The organism is Actinotalea sp. Marseille-Q4924, from assembly GCF_916618755.1.
Lineage (GTDB): Bacteria > Actinomycetota > Actinomycetes > Actinomycetales > Cellulomonadaceae > Actinotalea.
Window position 1 is genome coordinate 14,488 of record NZ_CAKAKB010000001.1, and the last position, 25,088, is coordinate 39,575.

Annotated in this window: 22 protein-coding genes and 2 tRNA genes; 8 read left to right on the plus strand and 16 right to left on the minus strand. The window is 71.3% G+C overall.

Annotation, left to right across the window (positions count from 1 at the left end; translation table 11 throughout):
- Positions 1 to 11: 11 nt before the first annotated feature.
- The 12 genes from LG379_RS00040 to dnaA all read right to left on the minus strand — a co-directional run bounded on the left by LG379_RS00040 (position 12) and on the right by dnaA (position 13,280).
- A complete protein-coding gene (locus LG379_RS00040; RefSeq protein WP_225752564.1) occupies positions 12 to 458 on the minus strand; it encodes a hypothetical protein in 447 nt (148 codons plus the stop codon).
- A 247-nt stretch (positions 459 to 705) separates the two neighbouring features.
- Positions 706 to 778, minus strand: a tRNA-Ala gene (locus tag LG379_RS00045).
- A gap of 55 nt (positions 779 to 833) precedes the next feature.
- The gene (locus LG379_RS00050) at positions 834 to 953 is read right to left on the minus strand and encodes a DLW-39 family protein (protein WP_225752565.1); all 120 of its coding nucleotides are present in this window, start codon (positions 951 to 953) and stop codon (positions 834 to 836) included.
- Positions 954 to 978: 25 nt separating this feature from the next.
- Positions 979 to 1,052, minus strand: a tRNA-Ile gene (locus tag LG379_RS00055).
- A gap of 57 nt (positions 1,053 to 1,109) precedes the next feature.
- Positions 1,110 to 1,760 carry a DUF3566 domain-containing protein gene (locus LG379_RS00060; protein WP_225752566.1) on the minus strand — a complete coding sequence of 217 codons (651 nt, stop codon included), beginning with the start codon at positions 1,758 to 1,760 and terminating at the stop codon, positions 1,110 to 1,112.
- Complete coding sequence (gene gyrA / locus LG379_RS00065; RefSeq protein WP_225752567.1) at positions 1,757 to 4,402, minus strand: DNA gyrase subunit A; 2,646 nt, start codon at positions 4,400 to 4,402, stop codon at positions 1,757 to 1,759. Before gyrA ends, LG379_RS00060 begins: the two co-directional genes overlap by 4 nt.
- A gap of 181 nt (positions 4,403 to 4,583) precedes the next feature.
- Positions 4,584 to 6,569 (minus strand): DNA topoisomerase (ATP-hydrolyzing) subunit B, encoded by a 1,986-nt coding sequence (gyrB, locus tag LG379_RS00070; protein ID WP_370634422.1) that lies wholly within the window; start codon positions 6,567 to 6,569, stop codon positions 4,584 to 4,586.
- A gap of 546 nt (positions 6,570 to 7,115) precedes the next feature.
- On the minus strand, positions 7,116 to 7,691 hold the full coding sequence (locus LG379_RS00075) for a DUF721 domain-containing protein (RefSeq protein ID WP_225752568.1): 576 nt from the start codon (positions 7,689 to 7,691) through the stop codon (positions 7,116 to 7,118).
- Positions 7,681 to 8,937: a DNA replication/repair protein RecF gene (gene recF, locus LG379_RS00080; protein WP_225752569.1), complete on the minus strand. Its 1,257-nt coding sequence runs from the start codon at positions 8,935 to 8,937 to the stop codon at positions 7,681 to 7,683. Before recF ends, LG379_RS00075 begins: the two co-directional genes overlap by 11 nt.
- A gap of 78 nt (positions 8,938 to 9,015) precedes the next feature.
- Positions 9,016 to 9,909, minus strand: coding sequence for a phosphogluconate dehydrogenase (NAD(+)-dependent, decarboxylating) (gnd, locus tag LG379_RS00085; protein WP_225752570.1), 894 nt, complete (start codon positions 9,907 to 9,909; stop codon positions 9,016 to 9,018).
- Between the two features lie 13 nt (positions 9,910 to 9,922).
- The gene (gene dnaN / locus LG379_RS00090) at positions 9,923 to 11,053 is read right to left on the minus strand and encodes a DNA polymerase III subunit beta (protein ID WP_225752571.1); all 1,131 of its coding nucleotides are present in this window, start codon (positions 11,051 to 11,053) and stop codon (positions 9,923 to 9,925) included.
- A gap of 751 nt (positions 11,054 to 11,804) precedes the next feature.
- On the minus strand, positions 11,805 to 13,280 hold the full coding sequence (gene dnaA / locus LG379_RS00095; RefSeq protein WP_225752572.1) for a chromosomal replication initiator protein DnaA: 1,476 nt from the start codon (positions 13,278 to 13,280) through the stop codon (positions 11,805 to 11,807).
- 501 nt (positions 13,281 to 13,781) lie between these two features.
- Here dnaA and rpmH point away from each other — a divergent pair.
- The 8 genes from rpmH to LG379_RS00135 all read left to right on the plus strand — a co-directional run bounded on the left by rpmH (position 13,782) and on the right by LG379_RS00135 (position 21,180).
- Positions 13,782 to 13,919, plus strand: coding sequence for a 50S ribosomal protein L34 (gene rpmH, locus LG379_RS00100; protein ID WP_034225701.1), 138 nt, complete (start codon positions 13,782 to 13,784; stop codon positions 13,917 to 13,919).
- 9 nt (positions 13,920 to 13,928) lie between these two features.
- Positions 13,929 to 14,297 (plus strand): ribonuclease P protein component, encoded by a 369-nt coding sequence (gene rnpA / locus LG379_RS00105; protein ID WP_225752573.1) that lies wholly within the window; start codon positions 13,929 to 13,931, stop codon positions 14,295 to 14,297.
- The gene (gene yidD / locus LG379_RS00110) at positions 14,294 to 14,623 is read left to right on the plus strand and encodes a membrane protein insertion efficiency factor YidD (protein WP_370634402.1); all 330 of its coding nucleotides are present in this window, start codon (positions 14,294 to 14,296) and stop codon (positions 14,621 to 14,623) included. The genes rnpA and yidD overlap by 4 nt, the downstream gene beginning before the upstream one ends.
- 12 nt (positions 14,624 to 14,635) lie before the next feature.
- Entirely contained in the window at positions 14,636 to 15,817 is a 1,182-nt protein-coding gene (gene yidC / locus LG379_RS00115; RefSeq protein WP_225752574.1) for a membrane protein insertase YidC, read from the plus strand.
- A gap of 78 nt (positions 15,818 to 15,895) precedes the next feature.
- Complete coding sequence (locus tag LG379_RS00120; RefSeq protein ID WP_225752575.1) at positions 15,896 to 16,414, plus strand: R3H domain-containing nucleic acid-binding protein; 519 nt, start codon at positions 15,896 to 15,898, stop codon at positions 16,412 to 16,414.
- 105 nt (positions 16,415 to 16,519) lie between these two features.
- Positions 16,520 to 17,212 carry a 16S rRNA (guanine(527)-N(7))-methyltransferase RsmG gene (gene rsmG / locus LG379_RS00125; RefSeq protein WP_225752576.1) on the plus strand — a complete coding sequence of 231 codons (693 nt, stop codon included), beginning with the start codon at positions 16,520 to 16,522 and terminating at the stop codon, positions 17,210 to 17,212.
- A 1,650-nt stretch (positions 17,213 to 18,862) separates the two neighbouring features.
- Entirely contained in the window at positions 18,863 to 19,861 is a 999-nt protein-coding gene (locus tag LG379_RS00130; protein WP_304522410.1) for a ParA family protein, read from the plus strand.
- Positions 19,861 to 21,180, plus strand: a complete 1,320-nt coding sequence (locus LG379_RS00135; RefSeq protein ID WP_225752577.1) for a ParB/RepB/Spo0J family partition protein — start codon at positions 19,861 to 19,863, stop codon at positions 21,178 to 21,180. The genes LG379_RS00130 and LG379_RS00135 overlap by 1 nt, the downstream gene beginning before the upstream one ends.
- 43 nt (positions 21,181 to 21,223) lie before the next feature.
- On the opposite strand, the gene LG379_RS00140 is transcribed toward LG379_RS00135, so the two are convergent.
- The 4 genes from LG379_RS00140 to trxB all read right to left on the minus strand — a co-directional run bounded on the left by LG379_RS00140 (position 21,224) and on the right by trxB (position 24,995).
- Positions 21,224 to 22,177 carry a D-alanine--D-alanine ligase gene (locus LG379_RS00140; protein WP_225752578.1) on the minus strand — a complete coding sequence of 318 codons (954 nt, stop codon included), beginning with the start codon at positions 22,175 to 22,177 and terminating at the stop codon, positions 21,224 to 21,226.
- Between the two features lie 11 nt (positions 22,178 to 22,188).
- Positions 22,189 to 23,568, minus strand: a complete 1,380-nt coding sequence (locus LG379_RS00145; protein WP_225752579.1) for a PLP-dependent aminotransferase family protein — start codon at positions 23,566 to 23,568, stop codon at positions 22,189 to 22,191.
- A 117-nt stretch (positions 23,569 to 23,685) separates the two neighbouring features.
- Positions 23,686 to 24,009 carry a thioredoxin gene (gene trxA, locus LG379_RS00150; RefSeq protein ID WP_225752580.1) on the minus strand — a complete coding sequence of 108 codons (324 nt, stop codon included), beginning with the start codon at positions 24,007 to 24,009 and terminating at the stop codon, positions 23,686 to 23,688.
- Positions 24,006 to 24,995, minus strand: coding sequence for a thioredoxin-disulfide reductase (trxB, locus tag LG379_RS00155; protein ID WP_225752581.1), 990 nt, complete (start codon positions 24,993 to 24,995; stop codon positions 24,006 to 24,008). Before trxB ends, trxA begins: the two co-directional genes overlap by 4 nt.
- Positions 24,996 to 25,088: the final 93 nt, after the last annotated feature.

The window sequence follows — 25,088 nt, forward strand, 5'->3', positions numbered from 1 at the left end:
GACGCAGTGGATCAGTTCTGCGCGCCGGCCTCGGCCAGGGCGTCGCAGGTGGTCGGACCCACGAGGTTCAGGGACGAGATCGCGTTGACCGTCACGCCACAGACGTTGGCGGCCACGGCGATCGGCACCTGCACGGTGGTGTCCTGGACGGCCACGTTCACGAGGCCGCGCTGGCGGGCGTTGTTGCCGTCGCCACCGCCGTCGCGGTGCGCCATCGCGACGCCCTCGGCGGTGCAGTCGACCGGCGAGGTGACGTTCGATGCCGCGAGGACGTTCGCGGTCACGCCGCAGATGTTCGCGGCGATGCCGACCGGGACCTGCACGACCGTGTCCTGCAGGGCGAGGTTGACCAGGCCGTCCTGGTTGGCGTTGTTCGGCGCCGCCTGGGCGGCGCCGGCGAAGCCGAGGCCCAGAGCCAGGGTGGTGGCGGCAACTGCTGCTGAACGACGTGCCTTCATGATGAACCTCCGCTGTGGGTCGGTGTCACGCCGTCGCCCGGAGCCCTGTGGCGCTGCTGGCCCCGGTCGATCGATCCGGACTCTGTTGTGCGAGACCAGAGGCGGGGGCGGGAGCCCTCGCGCCGTGACGGTCTTTCCCTTGCACTTGTGACGGTAAGTCCGGGTTCTGAGCCGCGCATGTCGATCTACAGCGGGCCACGACGACGACGGCTCCCGACCGTGTGGTCGGGAGCCGTCTCGTATGCCGTGGAGCCAAGGGGACTCGAACCCCTAACCCCCTGCTTGCAAAGCAGGTGCGCTACCAATTGCGCCATGGCCCCGTGCGGCCGGAGCCGCGGGTGGACACCTCAGGGTGCCGTGCTGCCGGAGGGAGGGTCAGGCGACGTCGTCGGTGACCTCGGTCCACAGGTCACGCTCGTCGCGGTCCTCCGCGTACGTGCGCCATGCCAGGTAACCAGCCCCGGCCGCGAGCAGAGCGATGACGAGCTTCTTCATCCGTCCTCCGGTGGAGCTTCGGGGGTGGGCCTAAGAGGACTTGAACCTCTGACCTCTTCCTTATCAGGGAAGCGCTCTAACCGTCTGAGCTATAGGCCCGTGCGCCCGCAGGCGCCGCATGAGACTACCCCAGCGGGTCCGTCCGACCCAACTCGGTCAGTCGTCCGTGAGGGTCATGTGGATGCCGCCGACCAGCGCCGCGACGATGTTGTAGAGGAACGCTCCGATCGTGGCGAGCGCCGTCAGCAGCACGACGTCGACGATCGCGATGATCGTGGCCAGCGCCATGACCCGGTCGAACGCGGCGTACTCCTCCATGGGGAAGAAGTCGGGGTTGCCGGTGATCTCGGTGACCGTCTGGTCGATCTGCGCGAACACGCCCTGGCTGTCCAGCGTCATCCAGACCACCGCGGCGGCCACGACCATCATGATCCCGACCGCGAAGGAGAGCAGGAACGACAGCTTCATGACCGACCACGGGTCGATCCGCGCGAGCGCCAGCCGGACCCGCCGGGGCGCGGTGCTCGGCGGTGCGTCGTCGCGGGCCGGCGCCGGAGCCGGGCGGGAGGTCGCCGGCCGGTCGTCCCGGGTGACGGCGCCGGCGACCGCGGCACCCGCCGCCTTGATCCGGTCCGTGACCGACGGCCCGGCGTCGGCGTCGCGCGGCGGCACCGCTGGACGCTCCGCAGTGGTCCGGGCGTCCGGCGCCCCGGGGTGGGTGGGCGTGCGGACCGACGTGCGTCCGGGTGCGCCGGGACCCATCTGGGTCTGGGTCGTGGGGCGCGACTGCGTGCCGTCGGTGCTCATCGGTCTCCCTCTGTCAGCGCCTGGTCCTCACCCGGTGCCGCGTCCTCGACAGCGGCCTCTGCGGCCCCGTCGGCCTCCACGGTAACGGCATCGGTCCCCAGATTCCGCTCCACGTTCCGTGCGACGGCGAGGATCCGGTCACCGGCGTCCGGCTTGGCGAGGATGACGCCCGTCGCGTCCCGACCGTGCACCGGAATCTCCCCGACGAGCGACCGGACGACCTTGCCGCGCTCCATGACCACGAGCACCTCGTCGCCGGCGTCGGCCATGAGCGCACCGACGAGCGACCCGCGGTCGTCGGGCAGGCGCGCAGCGCGCACACCGAGACCGCCGCGGCTCGTGCGGCGGTACTCGAGGTTCCCGTCGCGGTTGACGCGGTGCATGTCGGAACGCTTCGCCGTGCCGCCGTCCGTGACGGTGATGAGGTACGACCCCTCGGTGACGACGTCCATCGACAGCAGCTCGTCGCCGGACCCATCCCGGAACCGCATCCCCGTCACGCCCGACGTCGCGCGGCCCATCGCGCGCAGCTGGCCGCCGTCCGCGAAGAAGCGGACGGCCTGGCCCTTGCGCGAGACGAGGAGCAGCTCGTCGTCGTCGTCGACGATCGCCGCCGAGACGAGCTCGTCGCGCGCGCCGTCCTCGCCCTCGCGCAGGTTGATCGCGATGAGACCGCCGGAGCGGTTGGAGTCGTACTCCGCGAGGCGCGTCTTCTTAACCAGGCCACGCCGCGTGGCGAGCACCAGGTACTCGGCCTGCTCGTAGTCGCGCAGGTCGATGACCTTCGCGATCTCCTCGCCCGGCTGGAAGGCGAGCAGGTTCGCGACGTGCTGACCCTTGGAGTCCCGGCCGCCCTCGGGCAGCTCGTACGCCTTCGCGCGGTAGACGCGGCCGAGGTTGGTGAAGAAGAGCAGCCAGTGGTGCGTCGTCGTCACTCCGAAGTGCTCGACGACGTCGTCGGCGCGCAGCTGGGCCCCGCGGACGCCCTTGCCGCCGCGCTTCTGCACCCGGTACTGGTCGCTGCGCGTCCGCTTGGCGTACCCGCCGCGCGTGATGGTGACGACGACCTCCTCCTCGGGGATGAGGTCCTCCATGGAGACCTCGCCGTCGAAGGGCAGGATCGTGGTGCGCCGCTCGTCGCCGAACTTCGTGACGATGACGTCGAGCTCGTCACCGACGATCTGCCGCTGCCGCTCCGGGCGGGCGAGGATGTCGCTGTAGTCCTCGATCTCCCGCATGAGCTGCTCGTAGTCGTCGATGATCTTCTGCCGCTCCAGGGCGGCGAGGCGACGCAGCTGCAGGTTGAGGATGGCGGTGGCCTGGACCTCGTCGACCTCGAGCAGCTCCATGAGGCCGTGGCGCGCCTCCTCGACGTCCGGCGACCGACGGATGAGCGCGATGACGTCGTCCAGGGCGTCCAGCGCCTTGAGGTAGCCGCGCAGGATGTGGGCCTTCTCCTGGGCCTCGCGCAGCAGGAACGCCGTCCGCCGCACGATGACGTCGAGCTGGTGGGTCACCCAGTGGCGGACGAACGCGTCGATGCTCAGCGTGCGGGGGACCTCGTCGACGAGTGCCAGCATGTTCGCGCCGAACGTGTCCTGCAGCTGCGTGTGCTTGTAGAGGTTGTTGAGCACGACCTTCGCGACGGCGTCGCGCTTGAGGACGATGACGAGGCGCTGCCCGGTGCGGCCGGAGGTCTCGTCGCGGATGTCCGCGATCCCCTGGACGCGGCCCTCCTTGACGAGCTCGGCGATCTTGGCAGCGAGGTTGTCCGGGTTCACCTGGTACGGCAGCTCGGTCACCACGAGGCAGATCCTGTTCTGGATCTCCTCCACCGTGACGACCGCACGCATCGTGATCGAGCCGCGGCCGGTGCGGTACGCGTCCTCGATGCCCCGCCGGCCCAGGATGGTCGCGCCCGTGGGGAAGTCCGGGCCGGGGATCCGCTGGATGAGCGCCTCGAGGAGCTCCTCCTTGCTGGCCTCGGGGTGCTCGAGGTGCCACTTGACGCCCTCCGCCACCTCGCGCAGGTTGTGCGGCGGGATGTTCGTCGCCATGCCGACGGCGATGCCGGCGCTGCCGTTGACGAGCAGGTTGGGGAAGCGCGCCGGCAGGACCGTCGGCTCCTGCGTGTGCCCGTCGTAGTTGTCGCGGAAGTCGACCGTGTCCCGGTCGATGTCGCGCACCATCTCCATCGCGAGCGGCGCCATCTTGCACTCGGTGTACCGGGGCGCGGCGGCGGGGTCGTTGCCCGGGGAGCCGAAGTTCCCCTGGCCCCAGACGAGCGGGTACCGCAGCGACCAGTCCTGCACGAGGCGGACGAGCGCGTCGTAGATCGCGGTGTCACCGTGCGGGTGGTACTTGCCCATGACGTCGCCGACGACGCGCGAGCACTTGGAGAACTGCCGGTCGGGCCGGTAGCCGCCGTCGTACATGGCGTACAGGACGCGGCGGTGGACCGGCTTGAGCCCGTCCCGCACGTCGGGCAGCGCGCGACCGACGATGACCGACATCGCGTAGTCGAGGTACGACCGTTGCATCTCCAGCTGCAGGTCGACCGGGGTGATGCGGTCGGTGAGGACCTCGGCGGGCAGCTCGTCGGGCGTCGGCTCGTCCCCGGTGGGCGGCGTCTGGTCGGTCACGGTGCTCCTTGTTCAGGACTGCGGTGGTCCGGTCGTGCGTCGGTGCTCGCTGCGCTCGCGCTGTGCCCGTGCAGCTCAGATGTCTGTGCTTGTCGTCGACATCTTGCGGGGCTCGCTTCGCTCACTCCTCAGATGTCTGTGCTTGTCGTCGACATCTTGCGGGGCTCGCTTCGCTCACTCCTCAGATGTCGAGGAACCTGACGTCCTTGGCGTTGCGCTGGATGAAGCTCCGGCGGCTCTCGACGTCCTCGCCCATGAGGATGGCGAAGATCTCGTCCGCCGCGGCGGCGTCGTCGAGGTTCACCTGCCGCAGGGTCCGGTGCTCCGGGTCCATGGTCGTGTCCCACAGCTCGGAGTAGTCCATCTCGCCCAGGCCCTTGTAGCGCTGGATGCCGTTCTCCTTGGGCACGCGCTTGCCGGCGGCGATGCCCTCGGAGAGGAACACGTCCCGCTCGCGGTCCGAGTACACGTAGTCGTGCGGCGCGTTGGACCACTTGATCCGGTACAGCGGCGGCTGCGCGAGGTAGACGTGCCCCTCCTTGATGAGCTCCGGCATGTACCGGAACAGCAGCGTCAGCAGGAGCGTGGAGATGTGCTGGCCGTCGACGTCGGCGTCGGCCATGAGGACGATCTTGTGGTACCGCAGCCGGCTGATGTCGAAGTCCTCGCCGATCCCCGTGCCGAACGCCGTGATGAGCGCCTGCACCTCGGCGTTGCCGAGCGCGCGGTCCAGCCGGGCGCGCTCGACGTTGAGGATCTTGCCGCGGATCGGGAGGATCGCCTGCGTGCGGGGGTTCCGCCCACGGACGGCCGAGCCGCCCGCCGAGTCGCCCTCGACGATGAAGATCTCGCACTCCTCGGCCTTGTTCGACTGGCAGTCGCGCAGCTTGCCGGGCATGCCGCCGGACTCCAGGAGTCCCTTGCGGCGCGTCGCCTCCCGCGCCTTCCGAGCCGCCATCCGGGCCGCCGCTGCCTGGATGGACTTGCGGATGACGTCCCGCGCCTCGGTCGGGTGGGAGTCGAGCCAGTCGGTGAGCTGCTCGTTCATGACCCTCTGGACGAAGGTCTTCGCCTCGGTGTTCCCCAGCTTCGTCTTGGTCTGGCCCTCGAACTGCGGCTCGCCGAGCTTGACGGAGATGACGGCGGTGAGCCCCTCGCGGACGTCGTCGCCGGTGAGGTTCTCCTCCTTCTCCTTGAGGATGTTCTTGTCGCGCGCGTACCGGTTGACCAAGGTCGTCAGCGCGGCGCGGAAGCCCTCCTCGTGGGTCCCGCCCTCCGTGGTGCTGATGGTGTTCGCGAACGTGTGCACCGACTCGGAGTACGCACCCGTCCACTGCAGCGCGACCTCCACCGCGATCTTGCGGTCCGTGTCCTCGGCCTCGATCTCGATGACCTCCGGGTGCACGATCTCGACCTTCTTGGCCGCGTTGAGGTGCTTGACGTAGTCGACGAGCCCGCCGTCGTACCGGTAGCTGACGGTCCGGTGGTGCAGCGGTCCGCCGTTGTCGGCGGCGACGTCGGAGGGCTGGTCCTTCGCCGGCTCGGTGACCTCGTCCTCGGTGCCGGTGTGCTGCGGCCGCTCGTCCGTGAGCGTGATCTGGAGACCCTTGTTGAGGAACGCGTACTGCTGGAACCGCGCCCGGAGCGTCTCGAAGTCGTAGTCGATCGTCTCGAAGATCGTGTCGTCGGCGTAGAAGACCTGCATGGTCCCGGTCTCCTCCGTCGGCTCCAGCTGCTCCAGCTCACCGACCGGCTTGCCGCCGTCGGCGAAGGACTGCCGCCACGTGTACCCGTCGCGCTTCACGGTGGTGACGACCTTGCTGGACAGCGCGTTGACGACCGAGATGCCGACGCCGTGCAGACCGCCGGAGACCGCGTAGCCCCCGCCGCCGAACTTGCCGCCCGCGTGCAGGATCGTCATGACGACCTCGACCGTCGGCCGGCCCTCCGTCGGGTGGATCGCCACGGGGATGCCGCGTCCGTCGTCGGAGACACGCACACCGCCGTCGGCCTGGAGGACGACCTCGATGTGGGTGCAGTAGCCGGCCAGCGCCTCGTCCACGGAGTTGTCGACCACCTCGTACACCAGGTGGTGCAGGCCGCGCGGGCCCGTGGACCCGATGTACATCCCGGGACGCTTGCGGACGGCCTCGAGACCCTCGAGCACGGTGATGTTGCTCGCGTCGTACCCGTTGTCCTTGCGGACGACGACGGGCGTGGTCTCCGGGGTGCTCGTCGCCGTGGTGCTCGTCACCGGGGTGCTCGTGTCCGTGGTGCCGGTCGGGGTGCTGCTCCCGGAGGTGCCGTCGAGCGGCTCGCTGGGCGGAGTGGTCGCGCTCTGGTCAGCCACGGGCCGGGGTGCTCCTTCGAGGTCGCGCGGGGGATCCCGCGTCGCGCAGGCTCCCTGGCGGTCGCGTGGAGGACGGCGGGCCGCACGACGGCGGGCCACGCGGGGTGCGCGGCGCCGGACGGCTCCTCCGGCGCTCCGGAGCACCAGGAATGACAGGTGTCAGTCTACCCTGTCATGCCCCTCTCACGGGCCCGTGCACACCCAGGAAGCACGATCAGGACGAACCGGTGACCCGGTGGTGGCGGGACGTCCCCGCGGGCCTTACAGCGCGCTCCTCGGGCCTGCTGCGCCCGCCCCGGCAGCGAGCCCTGGGGCACCGTGCCGTGACGTGCCCGGGGCTGCCCGGGCCGCATGCCGCTGCGGTCAGCCGTACGTGTCCCGCGGTCCGCGGCCCGCGACGCGCCGCTGCCCGTGCCCCCAGTGCGTCCCCGACGGCCCCAGGACCTTGACGTCACGGACCACGTCCGGTCCCAGCTCCACCGCCAGACGCTGCAGCAGCTGGGGGACGAGCAGCCGCACCTGGGTCGCCCAGGCGGTCGAGTCCGTGCGCACCACGAGCAGCCCGTCGTCGAACGTCTCCGGGGTGCAGTGGTCCGCGACGTGGTCGCCGACGACCTCGCGCCACCGCCCGACGACGCCACCCACCGAGAGCTCCGCCGACCACCCCCGCTCGGTCGACAGCCGGGCCAGCGCGTCGCCGACGAGCGCGGGGTCACGCCCGTCCCGCGCCGCCGAGGACAGCTGGACCTCCGCGGGCCGACGGCGCAGCGGTGCCCCGGGACGGAGCCCGCGGGCCTCGGCGGCCGCCCTGGCCCGGTTCAGCGCGGCGAGGGTCACCGCCGAGGGCGGCGTGAGCCCGAGCCTCTCGTGGACGGGCTTCTCCACGCCGACCGGTCCCGGCCGGGGGCGCCCCACCGGGTCGTCGGTGTCAGCGGACACGGGACACCTGCCCGCCCATGACGTCCCACCGGGCGCCCTCGAGCTCCTCCGGGACGTCCTCCGCCACGGCCGCCGTCACGAGCACCTGCTCCGCGCGCGTCACGAGGCCGGCGAGCCGCCGACGGCGCCGCACGTCGAGCTCGGCGAACACGTCGTCGAGGACGAGCACCGGCTCGCTGCCCTCCTCCCACGACGAGATGCCCCCGGCCGTGTCGTCGTCGGGCGTGCCGTGGGTGAGCAGCTGGTAGGACCCGAGGCGCAGCGCGAGCGCGATCGACCAGGACTCCCCGTGGCTGGCGAAGCCCTTGGCGGGCAGCCCGCCGAGGCTGAGGACCAGGTCGTCGCGGTGCGGGCCGACGAGGTTCACGCCCCGGTCGATCTCCTGGCGCCGCAGCCGGCTGAGCGCCTCGAGCAGCTGCGCCTCGAGCAGCTCCGTGGACGCGCCGCGGTGCGGGACCTCCGGCTCGCTGCGGGTGAGCGGACCGTTCGGGCGACCACGGTCGTCGTCGTCGGCCGCGCTGCCCTCGAGCGAGGACCGGTAGCCGACGACGGCGGCGCCCTGGCCCTCGGAGACCTGCTCGTACGCCGCGGCGACGTGCGGGCGCAGCTGGTCGACGAGGCGGATGCGCGCGGCGAGAACCTGGGCGCCGAGCTGGGCGAGCCTGGTGTCCCAGACGTCGAGCGTGCGCAGGTCCGGCGTCTCCTCCTCGCCCGCGGACCGCCGGCCACGGCGGGCGCCCCCGGCGGACTTCAGCAGCGCACCGCGCTGGCGCAGGATGCGGTCGTAGTCGCCCAGCACCGCCGCCATGCGCGGGGACACCTGGACGACCAGCTCGTCGAGAAAGCGCCGCCGGCCGTCCGGGTCGCCCTTGACCAGCGCGAGGTCCTCGGGAGCGAAGAGGACGGTGCGCAGGATGCCCAGGACGTCGCGGGCCCGGCGCACCGGGGCACGGTTGACCTGGGCGCGGTTGGCGCGGCCGGGGTTGATCTCGAGCTCCACGAGGCTCGAGCGGTCCCCGCGCACCGCGCGGAGCCGGACGACGGCGCGGGGCGCGCCGGCCCGGACGAGCGCCGCGTCCGTCGCGACGCGGTGGCTGCCCAGCGTCGCGACGTACCCGACGGCCTCCACGAGGTTCGTCTTGCCCTGGCCGTTCGGGCCGACGAGCGCGCTGACGCCCGGCTCCAGCGTGAGGTCCACCTGCTCGTAGGACCGGAAGTCCGTGAGGGACAGGTGGCTGACGTACACGCTCGCTCTCTCGGTCGGGTGCCGGCGGCGCGCGCCGGGGGCGTCGGACGGCGGTGCCCGGGTCGCCCGGGCCGCCGGTCAGGCAGGCGGCTGCGCCGGGCGCACCGCGTGACCGCCGAACTGCTGGCGCAGGGCGGCGACGGCCTTCATCGCCGGCGAGTCGACCTGCCGGGAGGCGAACCGGGCGAACAGCGCCGCAGAGATCACCGGCAGCGGGACCGCCTGGTCGATCGCCTCGTCCACGGTCCAGCGACCCTCGCCGGAGTCCTCGACGAAGTCGTCGATGGACGCGAGCGACGGGTCCTGCTCCAGGGCCTCGACGAGCAGGTCCAGCAGCCAGGACCGCACGACGGTGCCCTGGGTCCAGGCGCGCAGCGTGCCGGTGACATCCGTGACGATGTCCTGAGCGGTGAGGAGCTCGTAGCCCTCGGCGTACGCCTGCATCAGGCCGTACTCGATGCCGTTGTGCACCATCTTCGCGTAGTGCCCGGCGCCCACCGAGCCGGCGTGGACGAAGCCGTTCTGCCGCTCGCCGTCGGGGCGGAGCGCGTCGAAGACCGGCATGAGCTCCGCGATGTCGGCCTCTGCCCCACCCGCCATGAGGCCGTAGCCGTTGGCCAGGCCCCACACGCCGCCGGAGACGCCGACGTCGACGTAGCGGATCCCGCGCTCCGCGAGGAGGGCGGCGTGGGCGACGTCGTCGGTGAAGTGGGAGTTGCCGCCCTCGATGACGAGGTCACCCTCGGAGAGCAGGCCGGCCAGCTCCTCCACGACGCCCCGGGTGATGTCCCCGGCCGGGACCATGACCCAGACGACACGCGGGGCGGGCAGAGCGGCGACGAGCGCCTCGAGGGTCTCGACGTCGGAGACCTCGGGGTTGCGGTCGTAGCCGGACACCTCGAGCCCGCGCTCGCGCATGCGGGTGCGCATGTTGGCGCCCATCCGGCCGAGTCCGACGAGTCCGAGGTGCATGGTGGGTGTCTCCCTACGAGGCGAAGCGGATGGGCACCAGGAGGTACCGGTACCCCTTGTCGTCCTCGCCCTCGAGCGAACCCTGGCCGGTGAACTCGACCGGCTTGTTCGGGTGCGTGAAGGACATCCGCACGAACTCCGTGTCGAGCGCACCCAGCCCGTCCAGCAGGAACTGCGGGTTGAACGCGACCGTGATGTCGTCCCCGGTCAGCGCCGCCTCCAGGGCTTCGGACGCCTGAGCATCATCACCCTGCCCGGCGTCGAGCACCACCTGGCCCTCGCTGAAGGCGAGCCGGATGGGCGTGTTGCGCTCCGCGACGAGCGAGACGCGGCGGGCGGCCTCGACGAGCACCTGCTTGGGCACGACCGCGTGGATGGGGGTGTCGTCCGGGAACAGCCGACGCACCGCGGGGTACTCCCCGTCGACGAGCAGCGACGTCGTGTGCCGGCCGCCGGCCTCGAAGCCGATGAGGTCCACCCCGGCGCCGGTCGACAGCGCGACGGCGACGCGGTCGGACCCGCCGAGCGACTTCGCGGCGTCGGACAGCGTCCGGGCTCGCACCAGCGCTGTGGACGAGTAGTCCGGCGACGACGGCGTCCAGGTGAGCTCGCGCAGCGCGAGCCGGTAGCGGTCGGTGGCGAGCATCGTGATCCGCTCACCCTCGATCTCGACGCGCACGCCGGTGAGCAGCGGGAGCGTGTCGTCCCGGGATGCGGCGACGGTGACCTGGCCGACGGCGGCGGTCAGCTCGTCCCCGGCGATGCTCCCGACGACGTCCGGCATCGCCGGCAGAGCCGGGTAGTCCTCGACCGGCATCGTCAGGAGGGAGAACCGGCTCGCGCCGCACGTGACCGTGACCTTGGTGCCGTCGAGCACGACGTCGACGGGCTTGGCGGGCAGGGCGCGGGAGATCTCGGCGAGGAGCCGGCCGGAGACGAGCACCGTGCCGGGCTCGGCGACGTCCGCGGCGATCTCGGACCGCGCCGAGACCTCGTAGTCGAAGCTCGAGAGCTGGACCACGCCGCTGGAGTCGGCCTCGAGGCGGACACCGGCGAGCACCGGCACCGGGGGCCGGGTCGGCAGGGACCGGGCGGTCCAGGTGACAGCCTCCGCCAGCACGTCGCGGTCGACCCTGAACCTCATCGCTCATCCCTCCGCCTGCGGGGCCACCGCGGCGCGGGCGTCCCGCGGCCGCGGGGCAGCACGCTGGGTGCGGCCCCGACGTCGACGCGGTCGCCGCCCGCCGCAGCGGTGGTGACCCGATGATCCGTCTCTGATCCGTGTGAACAGTACGCGAGTGCACCGACGCGCCGCGCCGGACCGCACGGGCGGGTCGGACGCTCGTCGTCGAGGTCATGGCGCGACGCTCGTGCCTCGAGGAGGCCGTCCCGGCCGGGCGGGACGAGCGGCCGGCGGCGGGCAGTGCGACCGACCCGGCGCTCCGCCGGGTCGCACCTCATGAAGGCGGTGTGGATCGAGGAGGAAGAGATCTGTCGTCGTCATCATCGGTCCTGTGGACACTGTGGATGACGGTCGTCGGTGCAGGTCCCGTCGAGGAACGTGGTGTGGACGCGATGTCGACGGCGCTGTCGAGGGGGCTGGGCGTCGGTGGACGGTGAGGTGTCGTCCACGCTGCGTCCCCGGTGACCACAGGTGGCGTCCACATGGACGTGGCGAGTCGTCCACCGTCCTCCACAGCTCTTTCCACAGGTGTGTACAGCACCGGAAGAGCCCTTCGGGTGATCCACGGGGGCCGGAGGCGGGGTCGCGCGGGGCGACCCGGGCCGCCGTCGTCGTCGGGAGCCCAGGGTGCGGGGCCGGCTCGAGCGCCCGAGAACGTCACCCGGACGGAGCAGAAGGAGGCGGCTCGTGCGGGCGGCCGGGTGGCAGCCGGTCAGCCGCGGTGCTGCTGCTTGATCCGGTTGGTGAGCTCGGTGACCTGGTTGTAGATCGACCGACGCTCGGCCATGAGCTCACGGATCTTGCGGTTGGCGTGCATGACGGTGGTGTGGTCCCGGCCCCCGAACTGCTGCCCGATCTTCGGCAGGCTCATCTCCGTGAGCTCGCGGCATAGGTACATCGCGATCTGGCGGGCCGTCACGAGCACCCGTGAGCGGGAGGATCCGCACAGGTCGTCGATCGTGAGCCCGAAGTAGTTCGCCGTCTGGGCGATGATCGCGGCGGCCGTGATCTCCGCCGTGTCGTCGTCGGTGATGAGGTCCTTGAGGACGATCTCCGCCAGCGCCAGGTCCACGCTCTGCCGGTTGAGGTTGGCGAACGCCGTGACGCGGATGAGGGCGCCCTCGAGCTCACGGATGTTCGTCGAGATCTTCGAGGCGATGTACTCCAGGACCTCGTCCGGGGCCTGCAGCCGTTCGTTGGCGGCCTTCTTGCGCAGGATCGCGATGCGGGTCTCGAGGTCGGGCGGCTGGACGTCGGTGATGAGGCCCCACTCGAACCGGGAGCGCATCCGGTCCTCGAACCCGTTGAGCTGCTTGGGCGGCAGGTCGGAGGTGATGACGACCTGCTTGTTCGCGTTGTGCAGGGTGTTGAACGTGTGGAAGAACTCCTCCATCGTCTGTTCCTTGCCCTGCAGGAACTGGATGTCGTCGACGAGCAGGACGTCCACCTCGCGGTAGCGGCGCTGGAACGCGCCGGCCTTGCCCTCACCGATGGAGTTGATGAAGTCGTTGGTGAACTCCTCGGAGTTCACGTACCGCACCCGGACACCCGAGTACAGCGACTGCGCGTAGTGGCCGATCGCGTGGAGCAGGTGCGTCTTGCCCAGACCGGAGTCGCCGTAGATGAACAACGGGTTGTACGCCTTGGCGGGCGCCTCCGCCACGGCGACCGCGGCGGCGTGCGCGAACCGGTTGGAGGACCCGATGACGAAGGTCTCGAAGAGGTACTTCGGGTTGAGGCGGGCCGGCTCGACCGGCGTGACCTGCCCCGCACGACGCCGGCCCGAGTAGGCCCGGTCGTCGAAGCGGCCGAGGTCGTCCTCGACCGCGCGCAGCACGCGGGCGTCGTCGTCGGCGTCGTCCAGGGGCACGTCGGTCGGCCCGGCGGTGTCGGTGCTGGGGCTGACGGTGACGTGGTCGTCCAGGGCGGGGTCCACCATGACGGCGAACCGGGCGTCGACCCCGAGAGACCGACTCAGCGCGCGGGTCAGCTCGCCGCGCGCCCGCGTCTCGAGGTACTCCTTGGTGAAGTCGTTGCCGACGCCGAGGAGCACGGTGCCGTCGAGGAGGCCCATGGGCTGCGCGAGACGGATGAACGCGAGCTGCTGCTGGGACGCGATCCCGTCGCCGGCGAGGTGGTCCACGGTGCGTGACCACACCTCGGCGATCGAGTCGTCCTGTCCTGCCACCAGCTGACTCCCCGATGCGCGATGCGTGTGCTCAGTCCCTCCCGGCGGCTGCTGCGACGCGGACGTCGAGGCCGGTGCCAAGGGTCGCAGTCTGGCACGACGGCCCATGATCCACACACTTCTCCACAGCCTGTGTGCTTCGGGTCGCCGCGCTGCGCCGCAAACATCGGACATCCTGCCCGGCGCGTCGTCGCGGTGGCGATACGCCGTTCGGGTCATGATGGGAGGTCGCGTCGAGCCCTCCCACGGCGCGCTGACGCCCCGTCCGGGGCCTGCGGCCCAGGTGCGTCGCGCTCCCGGCGCGGTTTGACCCTGCGCACCGCGGCGCGTACCGTGACACAGCCGTTCTACGCGGCTCCTTCTGCCTGCGCTCGTCCGCGCGGAACCCACCGGTCACGGTCGGGTCCCCGCGCGGGACGCCGCCGGGTGGGGACGGGGAGCGGGAACGTCCTCGACCTCCGTCCTCGCGGCGGTGCCTGTGAACGAACCTTGGAGTCTGACGTGTCGAAGCGCACCTTCCAGCCGAACAACCGGCGCCGGGCCAAGACCCACGGCTTCCGCCTGCGCATGCGCACGCGTGCCGGCCGGGCGATCCTCGCCGCACGTCGGCGCAAGGGTCGCACCGAGCTCTCCGCCTGAGCCACCCCGGTGCTGCCCGCCGCGCTGCGGATGCGTCGGTCCGAGGAGTACGCACGGACCATTCGCACCGGCGCGCGAGCAGGCCGGGACACCCTCGTCGTGCACTGCGCCGTCGACGCCCTGCACCCGGAGCCGCATGTCGGCTTCGTGGTCTCCAAGGCTGTCGGCGGCGCAGTCGTGCGTAATCGTGTCCGTCGACGTCTGCGTGGTGCCGTGATCGAGCAGCAGGAGCGGATCCCCGACGGCGCGGACGTCGTCGTCCGTGCGCTCCCGCCGGCGGCGACCGCCACCTACGCCGCGCTGAGCGAGGACCTGCGCTCGGCGCTCGGCAGCGCCCTGCGTCGCGCGGACCGCCGGACGCAGCGGGACACGCCGTGAGCGACTGGCGGCGCGTCGTCCTGCGCGGGGCCTCCCTGGTCCGACGCGCGCCCCAGCTCCTCCTGCTCGGACTGCTGTGGGTGTACCGGACCTTCGTCTCGCCGCTGACCGGGCCCACGTGCCGGTACTACCCGAGCTGCTCGAGCTACGCCGTCCTGGCGGTGCAGCGGCACGGTGCCGTGCGCGGCTCGTGGCTCGCTGTCCGCCGTCTCGGCCGGTGCCACCCGTGGGCGGCGGGCGGCGTCGACGACGTCCCGCCGCCGCGTGAGCGCGCCGCACACCAGACGACCTCCGCCCGGCACGCCGGGCACGTCCACACCCGCTAGGAGCACCACCCGATGTCGATCGACAGCATCTTCTACCCGCTGAAGTGGGTCGTCGCGTGGATCATGTACGGCTTCCACGAGCTCCTCACCGGGCTCGGGCTGCCGTCGGAGTCCGGGGCGGCGTGGGTGGGGTCGATCGTCGGCCTCGTCGTCGTCATCCGGATCCTCCTCATCCCGCTGTTCGTCAAGCAGATCAAGGCCTCGCGCGGGATGCAGCTGGTCGCTCCGGAGCTGCAGAAGGTGCAGAAGAAGTACAAGGGGAAGACGGACCCCGCGTCCCGTGAGGCGATGACCCGCGAGACGATGGAGCTGTACAAGAAGCACGGCACGAACCCGTTCGCCTCGTGCCTGCCGATCCTGGCTCAGTCCCCCATCTTCTTCGCGCTCTTCCGCGTGCTCTACACGCTGCCGAACGTCGCCAACGGCACGTACCAGAACGGTGCGCGGGACTCGATCGGCCCGATCGACCAGCAGCTCGCCCAGGAGGCCGAGAGCGCCACGATCTTCGGGGCGCGGATCTCGGAGACCTTCCTCGGGTCGGACGACATCAAGGTCAAGATCGTGACGGTGCTGCTCATCGTGGCGATGTCGGCGACAACGTTCTTCACGCAGCGGCAGCTGACGCAGAAGAACATGCCCGCGTCCGCCCTGCAGGGCCCTATGGCGCAGCAGCAGAAGATGCTGCTCTACCTGCTCCCCCTCATCTTCGCCATCTCCGGCGTCAACTTCCCCATCGGTGTGCTCGTGTACTGGACGACGACGAACCTCTGGTCGATGGGCCAGCAGTTCTACGTCATCCGGAACAACCCGACGCCGGGGTCCGAGGCCGAGCGGATGCTCAAGGAGCGTCGCGCACGGAAGGCCGCCCGCCACGGCGAGGTCCTGGAGACCGAGACGCCCGCGGTGGTCGACACGAAGCCGAAGGGGCAGCGCCAGCAGCCGAAGCGCAAGGACCGGGCGAAGACCACCGGACGGCCCGCACCGGCGGCGGGTGGTGCCGACGACGACACCACGTCGTCCGTGGCCGGCGAGGCCGGGACGCCCGACGTCGGCGGCGACGGCGTCCGGAGACCTCCCGCGAGCGGAACGTCGGCACCATCAGGCCCCTCGGGTCCCTCGGCGAACGGCGCGACGTCGGCGGGCAAGAGCGGCAAGAAGAAGCCCCGCGCGACGGGTCCTGGCGCCCCGCGCTGACCGTCGTCCCCTCATCCACACCGCCGGGTGCGCAGCATCGATGCGCACCCGGTGGGAACCGCAGGACAGGAGAGCACCATGAGTGACGCACCGGACGCTCCAGAGACGGGTCGCGACGGGTCGGACCTCCGTCGCCTCGAGGAGGAGGGCGAGATCGCGGCTGACTACCTCGAGGAGCTCCTCGACATCGCGGACGTGGACGGAGACATCGATATCGATGTCGACCACGGCAGGGCGGCTGTGGAGATCGTCGCGGAGAGCGGGTCCGAGCGCGGCCTGCGTCGACTCGTCGGGGCCGATGGCGAGGTGCTCGACGCCCTGCAGGAGCTCACGCGGCTCGCCGTGCAGGCGAAGACGGGCGAGCGGAGCCGGCTCATGCTCGACATCGCGGGGTATCGGGCCGGACGGCGCGCCGAGCTCGCGGAGGTCGCTCGCACCGCGATCGCCGAGGTCCGGTCGACCGGTGCTGCCGTGGCGCTGGAGCCGATGAACCCGTTCGAGCGCAAGGTCGTGCACGACGTCGTGGCCGCCGCCGGCTTCGTCAGCGACAGCGAGGGTGTGGAGCCGTCGCGTCACGTCGTGGTCCGTCCGTCCTGACGTCGTGGCGGTCCCGGCGAGTGCTGTGACGGTGCCCGTCCTCGGGCGGTGTCGATGACGGCCGGATCACCCGACGGTGGATCGATCGGCCCTGACACGGAGTCGGTGCGTCTGCTGCTGGGCGACCGGCTGCCTCTTGTGGAGCGGTACGCCCGGATGCTGGCCGACCAGGGGGTGGTCAGAGGGCTCGTCGGTCCCCGGGAGGTGCCGCGCCTGTGGGAGCGTCACCTCCTCAACTCCGCCGCCGTGGCGCCGTTCCTGCCGGACTCCGGGACGGTCGTCGACCTCGGCAGCGGTGCAGGACTGCCCGGAGTGGTGCTGGCCTGCCTGCGGCCGGACCTGCACGTCGTCCTCGTCGAGCCGATGCTGCGGCGTTGCGTGTGGCTCGAAGAGGTCGCCGGCGCCCTAGAGCTGTCCGAGGTCGAGGTCCGTCGCGGCCGCGCCGAGGAGCTGACGGGTCAGCTGTCCGGCGACGTCGTCACCGCTCGAGCCGTGGCGCCGCTGGACAGGCTCGCGGGCTGGGCGCTCCCGCTGTGTCGTGTCGGAGGTTCGTTGCTCGCACTCAAGGGCGAACGGGCGCAGGACGAGCTCGACGCGGCCCGTCCGGTTCTCGCCCCGCTCGGCGGCGACGACGGCGAGGTGCTGATGGCCCCGACGGTGCCCGAGATCCCTGCGACGTCGGTGGTGCGCGTCCGGAAGGTCGCTCCTGGCGTTCGCGTCACGGGCGGAGGTCCCCCCTCACGACAGGAGCGCCCGGGCCGGCGGGCCGGTCGCTCGGCACGGCGACAGCGCTCCTGATCGCGGGGCGGCCTTCGGACTCCGCCAGCGTGCACCGTGCGCATGTTTCACGTGGAACGTGCCCCCGTTGCGGTGTCGGGCCCAGCGCCGGTCTCAGGAACAGCCGGCTTCATCCAGCCGACGACGTCCGAGCGGGCCGTGCTTGCGGATCGGGGCTCAGGGCGGAGCGCCTCCGGCACGGTCCACGGTGTCGCGGTACGCGCTGTTTCGCGTGGAACACGTGATGTGTGGGGAGGCCGCCCTCAAGTCCGCGCCTCTTCGCCCCGCCGGGGTGCCGGCCGTAGGAGCGTGTCCTCGGCGGTTCTCCTTCACCCACCGGAATCCGTGAGCAGCCGACGTCGTGGGCACGCCCGGGTCTACAGCGGTGTTTCACGTGGAACGGGAGAGCTCTGTGTCTCAGTGCTCTCCGAAAGTTCGTAGGTCCTCCATCGGCACACTGGTTGACAGGGCAGGTGTGGCGACGGTGCAGGCGGAGCCGGTTCCTTCCAGACGTCGGCGCGAACGCACGTCGATGTTGCACGTGGAACGCCGAGCTCGATCCGTTGCGCACCGGAGGGTCACCGCTGCCTTGCCCTCCGATGGGCCGGCCTGGCCTGCTCGAGAGCGACCCTCAGTGGGCAGTCCGGCATGCACCGGACGTGAGCCGATGCGACTCCCACGGTCGGCGGTGGTCGACGGTGACGCTACGTGTTCGTCCACCCAGCCGCGACCACGGGGCGACCGGTCTTCTTGGGCGGTCGTCTTCCGCTGCACAGACCGCTGGAGCCGCACGACGTCTCTCCGTTTCACGTGAAACGGCCGGGCGCGCCTTCGACTCAGTCCGTGACCGGGCCATCCGTTCGCCGGCTGGTGCAACAGCCGGATGCGCGGCCGGCACACCGACCACGTCAGACAGCCGACAAACGAGGGGCGACCGCCAACGCGGACGTCTCCGAACGGTGGTTGCGATGGGGCGCTTCGTTGCGTAGGTCCACGACCGGAAGCATCGATTCGCGGGGCATCACGGCGCCTTGTGGACCACAGCATTTCACGTGGAACGTCAGCCGACATGGTGCGCGTCACGGCCCTTGACCGACACTGTGCGCGCCTGTGCCTGCGCATTCGGTTCACGGGGTGTGTGCGTGCTTCGACGCAGCGCACCACGGCAGGCGCCCGGGCCGAGCCAACGCACGCCGTCACGACGAAATTCGGCCGCTGTTCCACGTGAAACGGTCGCCCGATCACAGATGTGCGACCAGGACATGTTGAGAGTCGCACGCGACTGAAAGGTTAGGAGATCGGGCTGAGCCGGCGCGGCGCTCAGGCGGCCCTGCGGCGTGGCGCCGAGGTTCCACGTGAAACCGACATCGCGCGGGTGTGAGCCGGCAACGAACGTGCCCGCGCGGGTGCACTCGTGTCTCGCCTGGACTGGGTTCAGAGCCACCGCATGAAGAGGTGCAGCCGGGTGACGTACCGAGGATGCCCACGTTCCACGTGAAACGCGCACCCGTTCCTGGTCGTGCGGTGGGGACAAGGCCGGGTGCCGCTGCCGGGGCCACCGTTGCACTCGTCTGCGGTGACTCGAAGGTGGGGCACCGGCGCACGGCGCGGTGCCGCAGCGTGCCTGTGGTCGATGGCAGGATGTACCCACTCGACTGAACGGGAGACGTAGTGGATCAGGACGCCACCTGGAGCGTTTCACGTGGAACAACCGCCGCGCTCTCCGACGACGAGCGCCGCGCTCTCCTCATCGAGAGCCTGCCGGAGGTCGACGACAGCACTCCGCTCGCCGCTCAGCTCGCAGCAGACGCCCGCCGAAGGATCGACCTCTCGGGTCGTCGGTTCGAGAGGCCGCCCTCGACACGTGTCATCACCGTGGCGAACCAGAAGGGCGGGGTCGGCAAGACGACCACCACCGTCAACATCGCCGCTGCGCTGGCGCAGGCAGGCTTGAACGTCCTCGTCGTCGACAACGACCCGCAAGGCAACGCCTCCACGGCCCTCGGCATCGAGCACCGCGCCGGCACCCCGTCCGTCTACGAGGTGCTGGTCGAAGGCGAGGACCTGGCAGCGGTGGTCCAGCCGTCGCCGGACATCGCCAGGCTCGAGTGCGCGCCGGCGACCATCGACCTCTCCGGTGCGGAGATCGAGCTGGTGTCGCTCGTGGCGCGTGAGGGACGGCTGGGGAACGCCATCTCGGCGTACGTCGAGCAGCGGGCGCAGGAGGGGAACCGCCTGGACTACGTCTTCATCGACTGCCCACCGAGCCTCGGTCTCCTCACGGTAAACGCGTTCGTCGCAGCTCGCGAGGTCCTCATCCCCATCCAGTGCGAGTACTACGCCCTCGAGGGCCTGAGCCAGCTGCTCAAGAACGTCCAGCTCATCAAGAACCACCTCAACCGGGACCTCCACGTCTCCACGATCCTGCTCACGATGTACGACGCGCGGACGAACCTCGCGCAGCAGGTCGCTGCCGAGGTCAGGGAGCACTTCCCGGTCCAGACCCTCCGGACCACGGTGCCTCGGTCGGTGCGGATCTCGGAGGCGCCGAGCCATGCGCAGACCGTGATGACCTATGACCCGGGATCCACCGGCGCCCTCGCGTACCTCGCGGCCGCGCGCGAGATCGCGCAGCGAGCCATGACCCAGCAGAACACCCAGGAGCACTGATGGCGGAGAAGCGACGCGGACTCGGACGAGGGCTCGGAGCCCTCATCCCCAGCGGACCCAGCGGAGCCGACCGGCCGGTCGACGTCTTCTTCCCCGGTAGCGCAGCGGCCGTGGCACTCGACGAGAACGCACCGCCGGAGGTCCCGCACCAGGGCTCCGAGCCGGACCTCGCGGGTCTGGGGCGGCCGCGCGGTGCCCTTCTGCGCGACGGGGCCGAGACGGCGACGGAGGCGTCCGCACGGGACGGCATCGTGGCTCGCGAGGATGCCCCCGGGGGCATGCAGGAGACTGCGGGTGACGAGGTGGCTGCGGCCGAGGACGCCGCCGTCGACGCGACGGCGTCGGCATCGTCCGACACGTCGACGCCAGCCGGCACCCCCATGCCTGCCGTGCAGGACACCACGCCGCCTGCGGCGGATCCCACCGTGGTGACGGCACCGCAGGAGGACGAGCGCACCGACGCTCCGGACGACGGCACATCGCTCGTGCCCGTGCCCGGGGTGCACTTCGCCGAGGTCCCCGTCGAGGCGATCCGCCCCAACCCGCGGCAGCCCCGGACGGTGTTCGACGAGGACGCGCTCGCCGAGCTGGTCGGCTCGATCAGGGAGATCGGGGTCCTCCAGCCGGTGGTCGTCCGTCCCGTACCGGGCGAGGACGGTGCGCAGTACGAGCTCATCATGGGTGAGCGTCGCTGGCGTGCCACCCAGAAGGCCGGACTGCCGACGATCCCGGCGATCGTCCGCGAGACCGAGGACCATGACCTCCTGCGGGACGCGCTGCTCGAGAACCTGCACCGCAGCCAGCTGAACGCCCTCGAGGAGGCGGCTGCCTACCAGCAGCTGCTCGACGACTTCGGGTGCACCCACGAGGAGCTCGCCACCCGGATCCACCGGTCCCGGCCGCAGATCTCCAACACCCTGCGCCTGCTCAGGCTCCCGCCGCTTGTCCAGCGGCGTGTGGCGGCCGGCGTGCTCTCGGCAGGGCACGCCCGGGCGCTGCTCGGCCTGCCCGACGCCGCGGCGATGGAACGACTGGCGCAGCGCATCGTCGCCGAGGGGCTGTCGGTCCGCGCCACGGAGGAGATCGTCACGCTGGGCGGCGACCCCGAGCGGCGCGCACCCGTGCGGCGTCCTCGCGCCGGTGGACGGAACCTCGCCCTCGACGACCTCGCGAGCAGGCTCTCGGATCGATTCGACACCCGCGTGAAGATCGCGCTCGGCAAGAACAAGGGACGGCTCACCGTCGAGTTCGCCTCGGTCGACGACCTCAACCGCATCCTCGCCACGCTGTCACCGGACGATCCCGGCCTCCTGCGCTGACCTCGAGGCAGGACGGGCGGCGCTCGGGGAGCGGGCGGCCCGATCAGTCGGACGCGGCGGCGGCGGCCTCCACGATCGCGCGGTACAGCTTGCCCAGGTCCTGCCCGTCCGCCAGGGCGGCCTGCGGCAGCAGCGACGTCTCCGTCATGCCGGGTGCCGTGTTGACGTCGATGAACTGCGGCACGCCGTCGCGGTCCACGATGAGGTCGGTCCGCGACAGGTGACGGAGCCCCAGCGCGCGGTGGACGGTCACCGCCGCCTCCGCCACCCGTGCGGCGACGTCCGTCGCCAGCCGTGCGGGCGTGAAGTACTCCGTCCGGCCCGGGACGTAGCGGGCGTCGTAGTCGTACGGCCCCTCCGTGACCACCTCCACGGCCGGCAGGGCGCGCGGGCCGTCGCCGGTGTCGACGACGCTCACCGCGACCTCGACGCCCTCGATGGCCTGCTCCACCAGCGCGGTGTCGCCGTAGGAGAAGCAGCCGACCATCGCCCGCGGGAGCGCGTCGGCGGACCTGACGACGGTCACGCCGAGGGCGGATCCGCCACGGGACGGCTTCACCGCCAGAGGGAGACCGAGCGCGTCCAGGACGCTCCGGAGGACCTCCCCGGCTCCGAGCTCACGGAAGAGGCTCTGCGGCAGAGTGACGAACCGGGGCGTGGCGACGCCGGCCTGGGCGGCGAGGGTCTTGGCGACCGGCTTGCTCCACGCGCAGCGGCTGGCCCGGGGTCCGGCGCCCACGTACGGGAGCTCGAGCATCTCCAGGACGTCCCGCACCGACCCGTCCTCACCCGTGGCGCCGTGGAGCAGCGGCCACACGAGCCCGGGCCGCACCTCCCGCAGCGTCGGCAGGAGCGTCGCGTCGACGTCGTGCACGGTCACGTCCACGCCGGCGGCTCGGAGCGCCTCGGCCACGCGGCGCCCGCTGCGGAGCGAGACGTCGCGCTCGTGCGACAGGCCGCCGGCCAGCACGAGCACGTCGGGTGTCCGGTCGGACATCGACACTCCTCTCACGTCAGGTCGGGGGCGGGCGATTCGACGATGCGGACCTCGCGGCCCGCCGCGGTACCGAAGATCTCCACGAGCTCACGCTCCGCCTCGACGACGCCGGCGAGGCGTCGGACGCCCTCGCGGATCCGGTCGGGCGTCGGGTAGCAGAACGACAGGCGCATGTGGTCCGCGCCCTGTCCGTCCGCGTAGAAGGCGGTACCGGACACGTAGGCGACCAGCGCGGTGATCGCTCGCGGCAGCATCGCCTGGGCGTCGAGCCCGTCCGGCAGCCGCACCCAGGTGTAGAAGCCGCCGTCGGGGACCGTCCAGGACGCCTCGGGCATGTGCTCCGCAAGCGCGCCGATCATCGCGTCGCGCCGCTCGCGGTACATCTCGCGGAACGCCTTCACCTGGCTCCGCCAGTCGTGGTTCTCCAGGTACGTGGAGATCGAGAGCTGGGAGGCGTTGGACGGGCAGAGGATCGCCGACTCGCTGGCCAGGACGAGCTTCTCGCGGACGGCGTGCGGCGCGACGGCCCATCCGACGCGGTACCCAGGCGCGAACGTCTTCGAGAACGAGCCGAGGTAGATGACGCCGTCGTCGTCCAGGGAGCGCATGGCAGGCAGGGGGTCGCCCGAGAAGCCGAGCAGCCCGTACGGGTTGTCCTCCACGACGAGCACGCCGTACCGCTGGGCGATCTCCAGGACCTTCGGTCGCCGTTCGAGGGACAGCGTCACCCCGGCGGGGTTGTGGTAGTTCGGCACCGTGTAGAGGAACTTGACCCGTCGACCCTCCGCGGACAGCCGGCGCAGGGTCGTCTCGAGCGCCTCGGGGACGAGGCCGTGCTCGTCCAGGGGGACGTGGACGACGTCGGCCTCGTACGCGCGGAAGACGCCGAGCGCACCGACGTAGCTCGGCGCCTCCGCGACGACGACGTCGCCGGGATTGATGAAGAGGCGGGTCACCAGGTCCAGGGCTTGTTGAGAGCCGGTGGTGATGACGACGTCGTCGGAGTGCGCCTCGATGCCCTCCAGCCGCATCACCTCGAGCACCTGCTCCCGCAGCCGCTCGTCACCCTGGCCCGAGCCGTACTGGAGGGCTGTCGCACCGCGGGTGGCGATGAGCCGCTGCGTGGTCTCGGCGATCGCCTCGAGCGGCAGGCCCGCGAGGTACGGCATGCCACCGGCGAGCGACACCACCTCGGGACGGTTGGCGACGGCGAACAGCGCGCGGATCTCGGAGGCGCGCATCCCGTGGGTGCGGTCGGCGTAGGAGCCGATCCACGAGTCGAGCCGAGTGCCGTGGGGGTGCTGCGGACCCGTCGACGGACGAGCGGTGGGGGCGGCGCTGCCGGGGGCAGGAGTCACCCGCCCCGTCGGTTCGCCGTTCTCGGGAGTCATGCGCGGCAGTCTGCCACGACGCCCCGGCTCGACTCCGGCGGCGACCGTCGCTCGGTCGCCGCCGGGACGACGACGGCCCCCGACCGGCGGGTCGGGGGCCGTCGCGACGGGCCGTGCTCAGGCGAGGACGGCGTCGATCTCCTGCGTCAGCGCCGGCTTCGGCCGAGCGCCGACGATCTGCTTCACGAGCTCCCCGCCCTTGTAGATGTTCAGGGTGGGGATCGACGTGATCCCGTACGCCGCGGTGGTCTGCGGGTTGGCGTCCGTGTCCAGCTTGGCGATCTTGACGCGGCCCTCGTACGTCGTCGACAGCTCCTCGAGGATCGGCGCGACCTGGCGGCACGGACCGCACCACGTGGCCCAGAAGTCGACCACGACGGGGATGTCCGACTGCAGGACCTCGCTGGCGAAGGTGGCGTCGGTGACAGGAACGGTGCTCACAGGGTCTCCTCGATCGTCTCGGTCAGGGTGCCGGTCGCGAGGTCCGCGAGGTCGGCGAGGTAGTGCTGCGCGTCGAGCGCGGCGGCGCAGCCCGTGCCGGCGGCGGTGATCGCCTGGCGGTACACGTGGTCGACGAGGTCGCCGCACGCGAAGACGCCCTCGAGGGTCGTCCCGGTGCCGCGAGCACCCTCGCCGCCGACGAGCACGTAGCCGTTCTCGTCCACGGCGACCTGGTCCTTGACCAGCTCCGACCGCGGGACGTGCCCGATGGCCACGAACATGCCCGTCACGTCGAGACGCCGCTGCTCGCCCGTCCCGGTGTCGGTGAGAGTGAGGCCCTCGAGCTTGGGGTCGCCGTGGATCTCCGACACGACGCTGTTCCACGCGAAACGGATCTTGGGGTCGCTGTGCGCGCGGTCGGCCATGATCTTCGATGCCCGCAGCTCGCCACGGCGGTGGACGATCGTGACGCTGCGTGCGAACCGGGTGAGGAAGGTCGCCTCCTCCACGGCGGAGTCCCCGCCGCCGATGACCGCGACGTCCTGGTCCCGGAAGAAGAACCCGTCGCAGGTGGCGCACCACGACACCCCGTGCCCGGACAGCTCCTTCTCCCGCGGCAGGCCGAGCTCCCGGTAGGCGGACCCGGTCGCGAGGACCACCGCGCGGGCACGGATCACGTCGCCGTTGCCGGTTCGTACGGTCTTGACGGGGCCGGCCAGCTCCGCCTCGGTGACGTCGTCGTACCGGATGTCGGCACCGAAGCGCTCCGCCTGCTTCCTCATGTTCTCCATGAGGTCGGGGCCCATGATGCCGTCGACGAACCCGGGGAAGTTCTCCACCTCGGTCGTGTTCATGAGCGCCCCGCCAGCGGTCACCGAGCCGGCGACGACGACGGGCGCGAGGCCGGCCCGTGCGGCGTACACGGCAGCGGTGTACCCGGCCGGACCCGATCCGATGATGACGACGTCGTGGACGGTGTCGCTCACACTGACTTCCTTCGTTCGTGGGTGGTGCAGCACGTGGCGCGGGGACGGCCCTCGCCCGGACGGTCCCGGACCCAGGAGCCACGTCCGCGGACG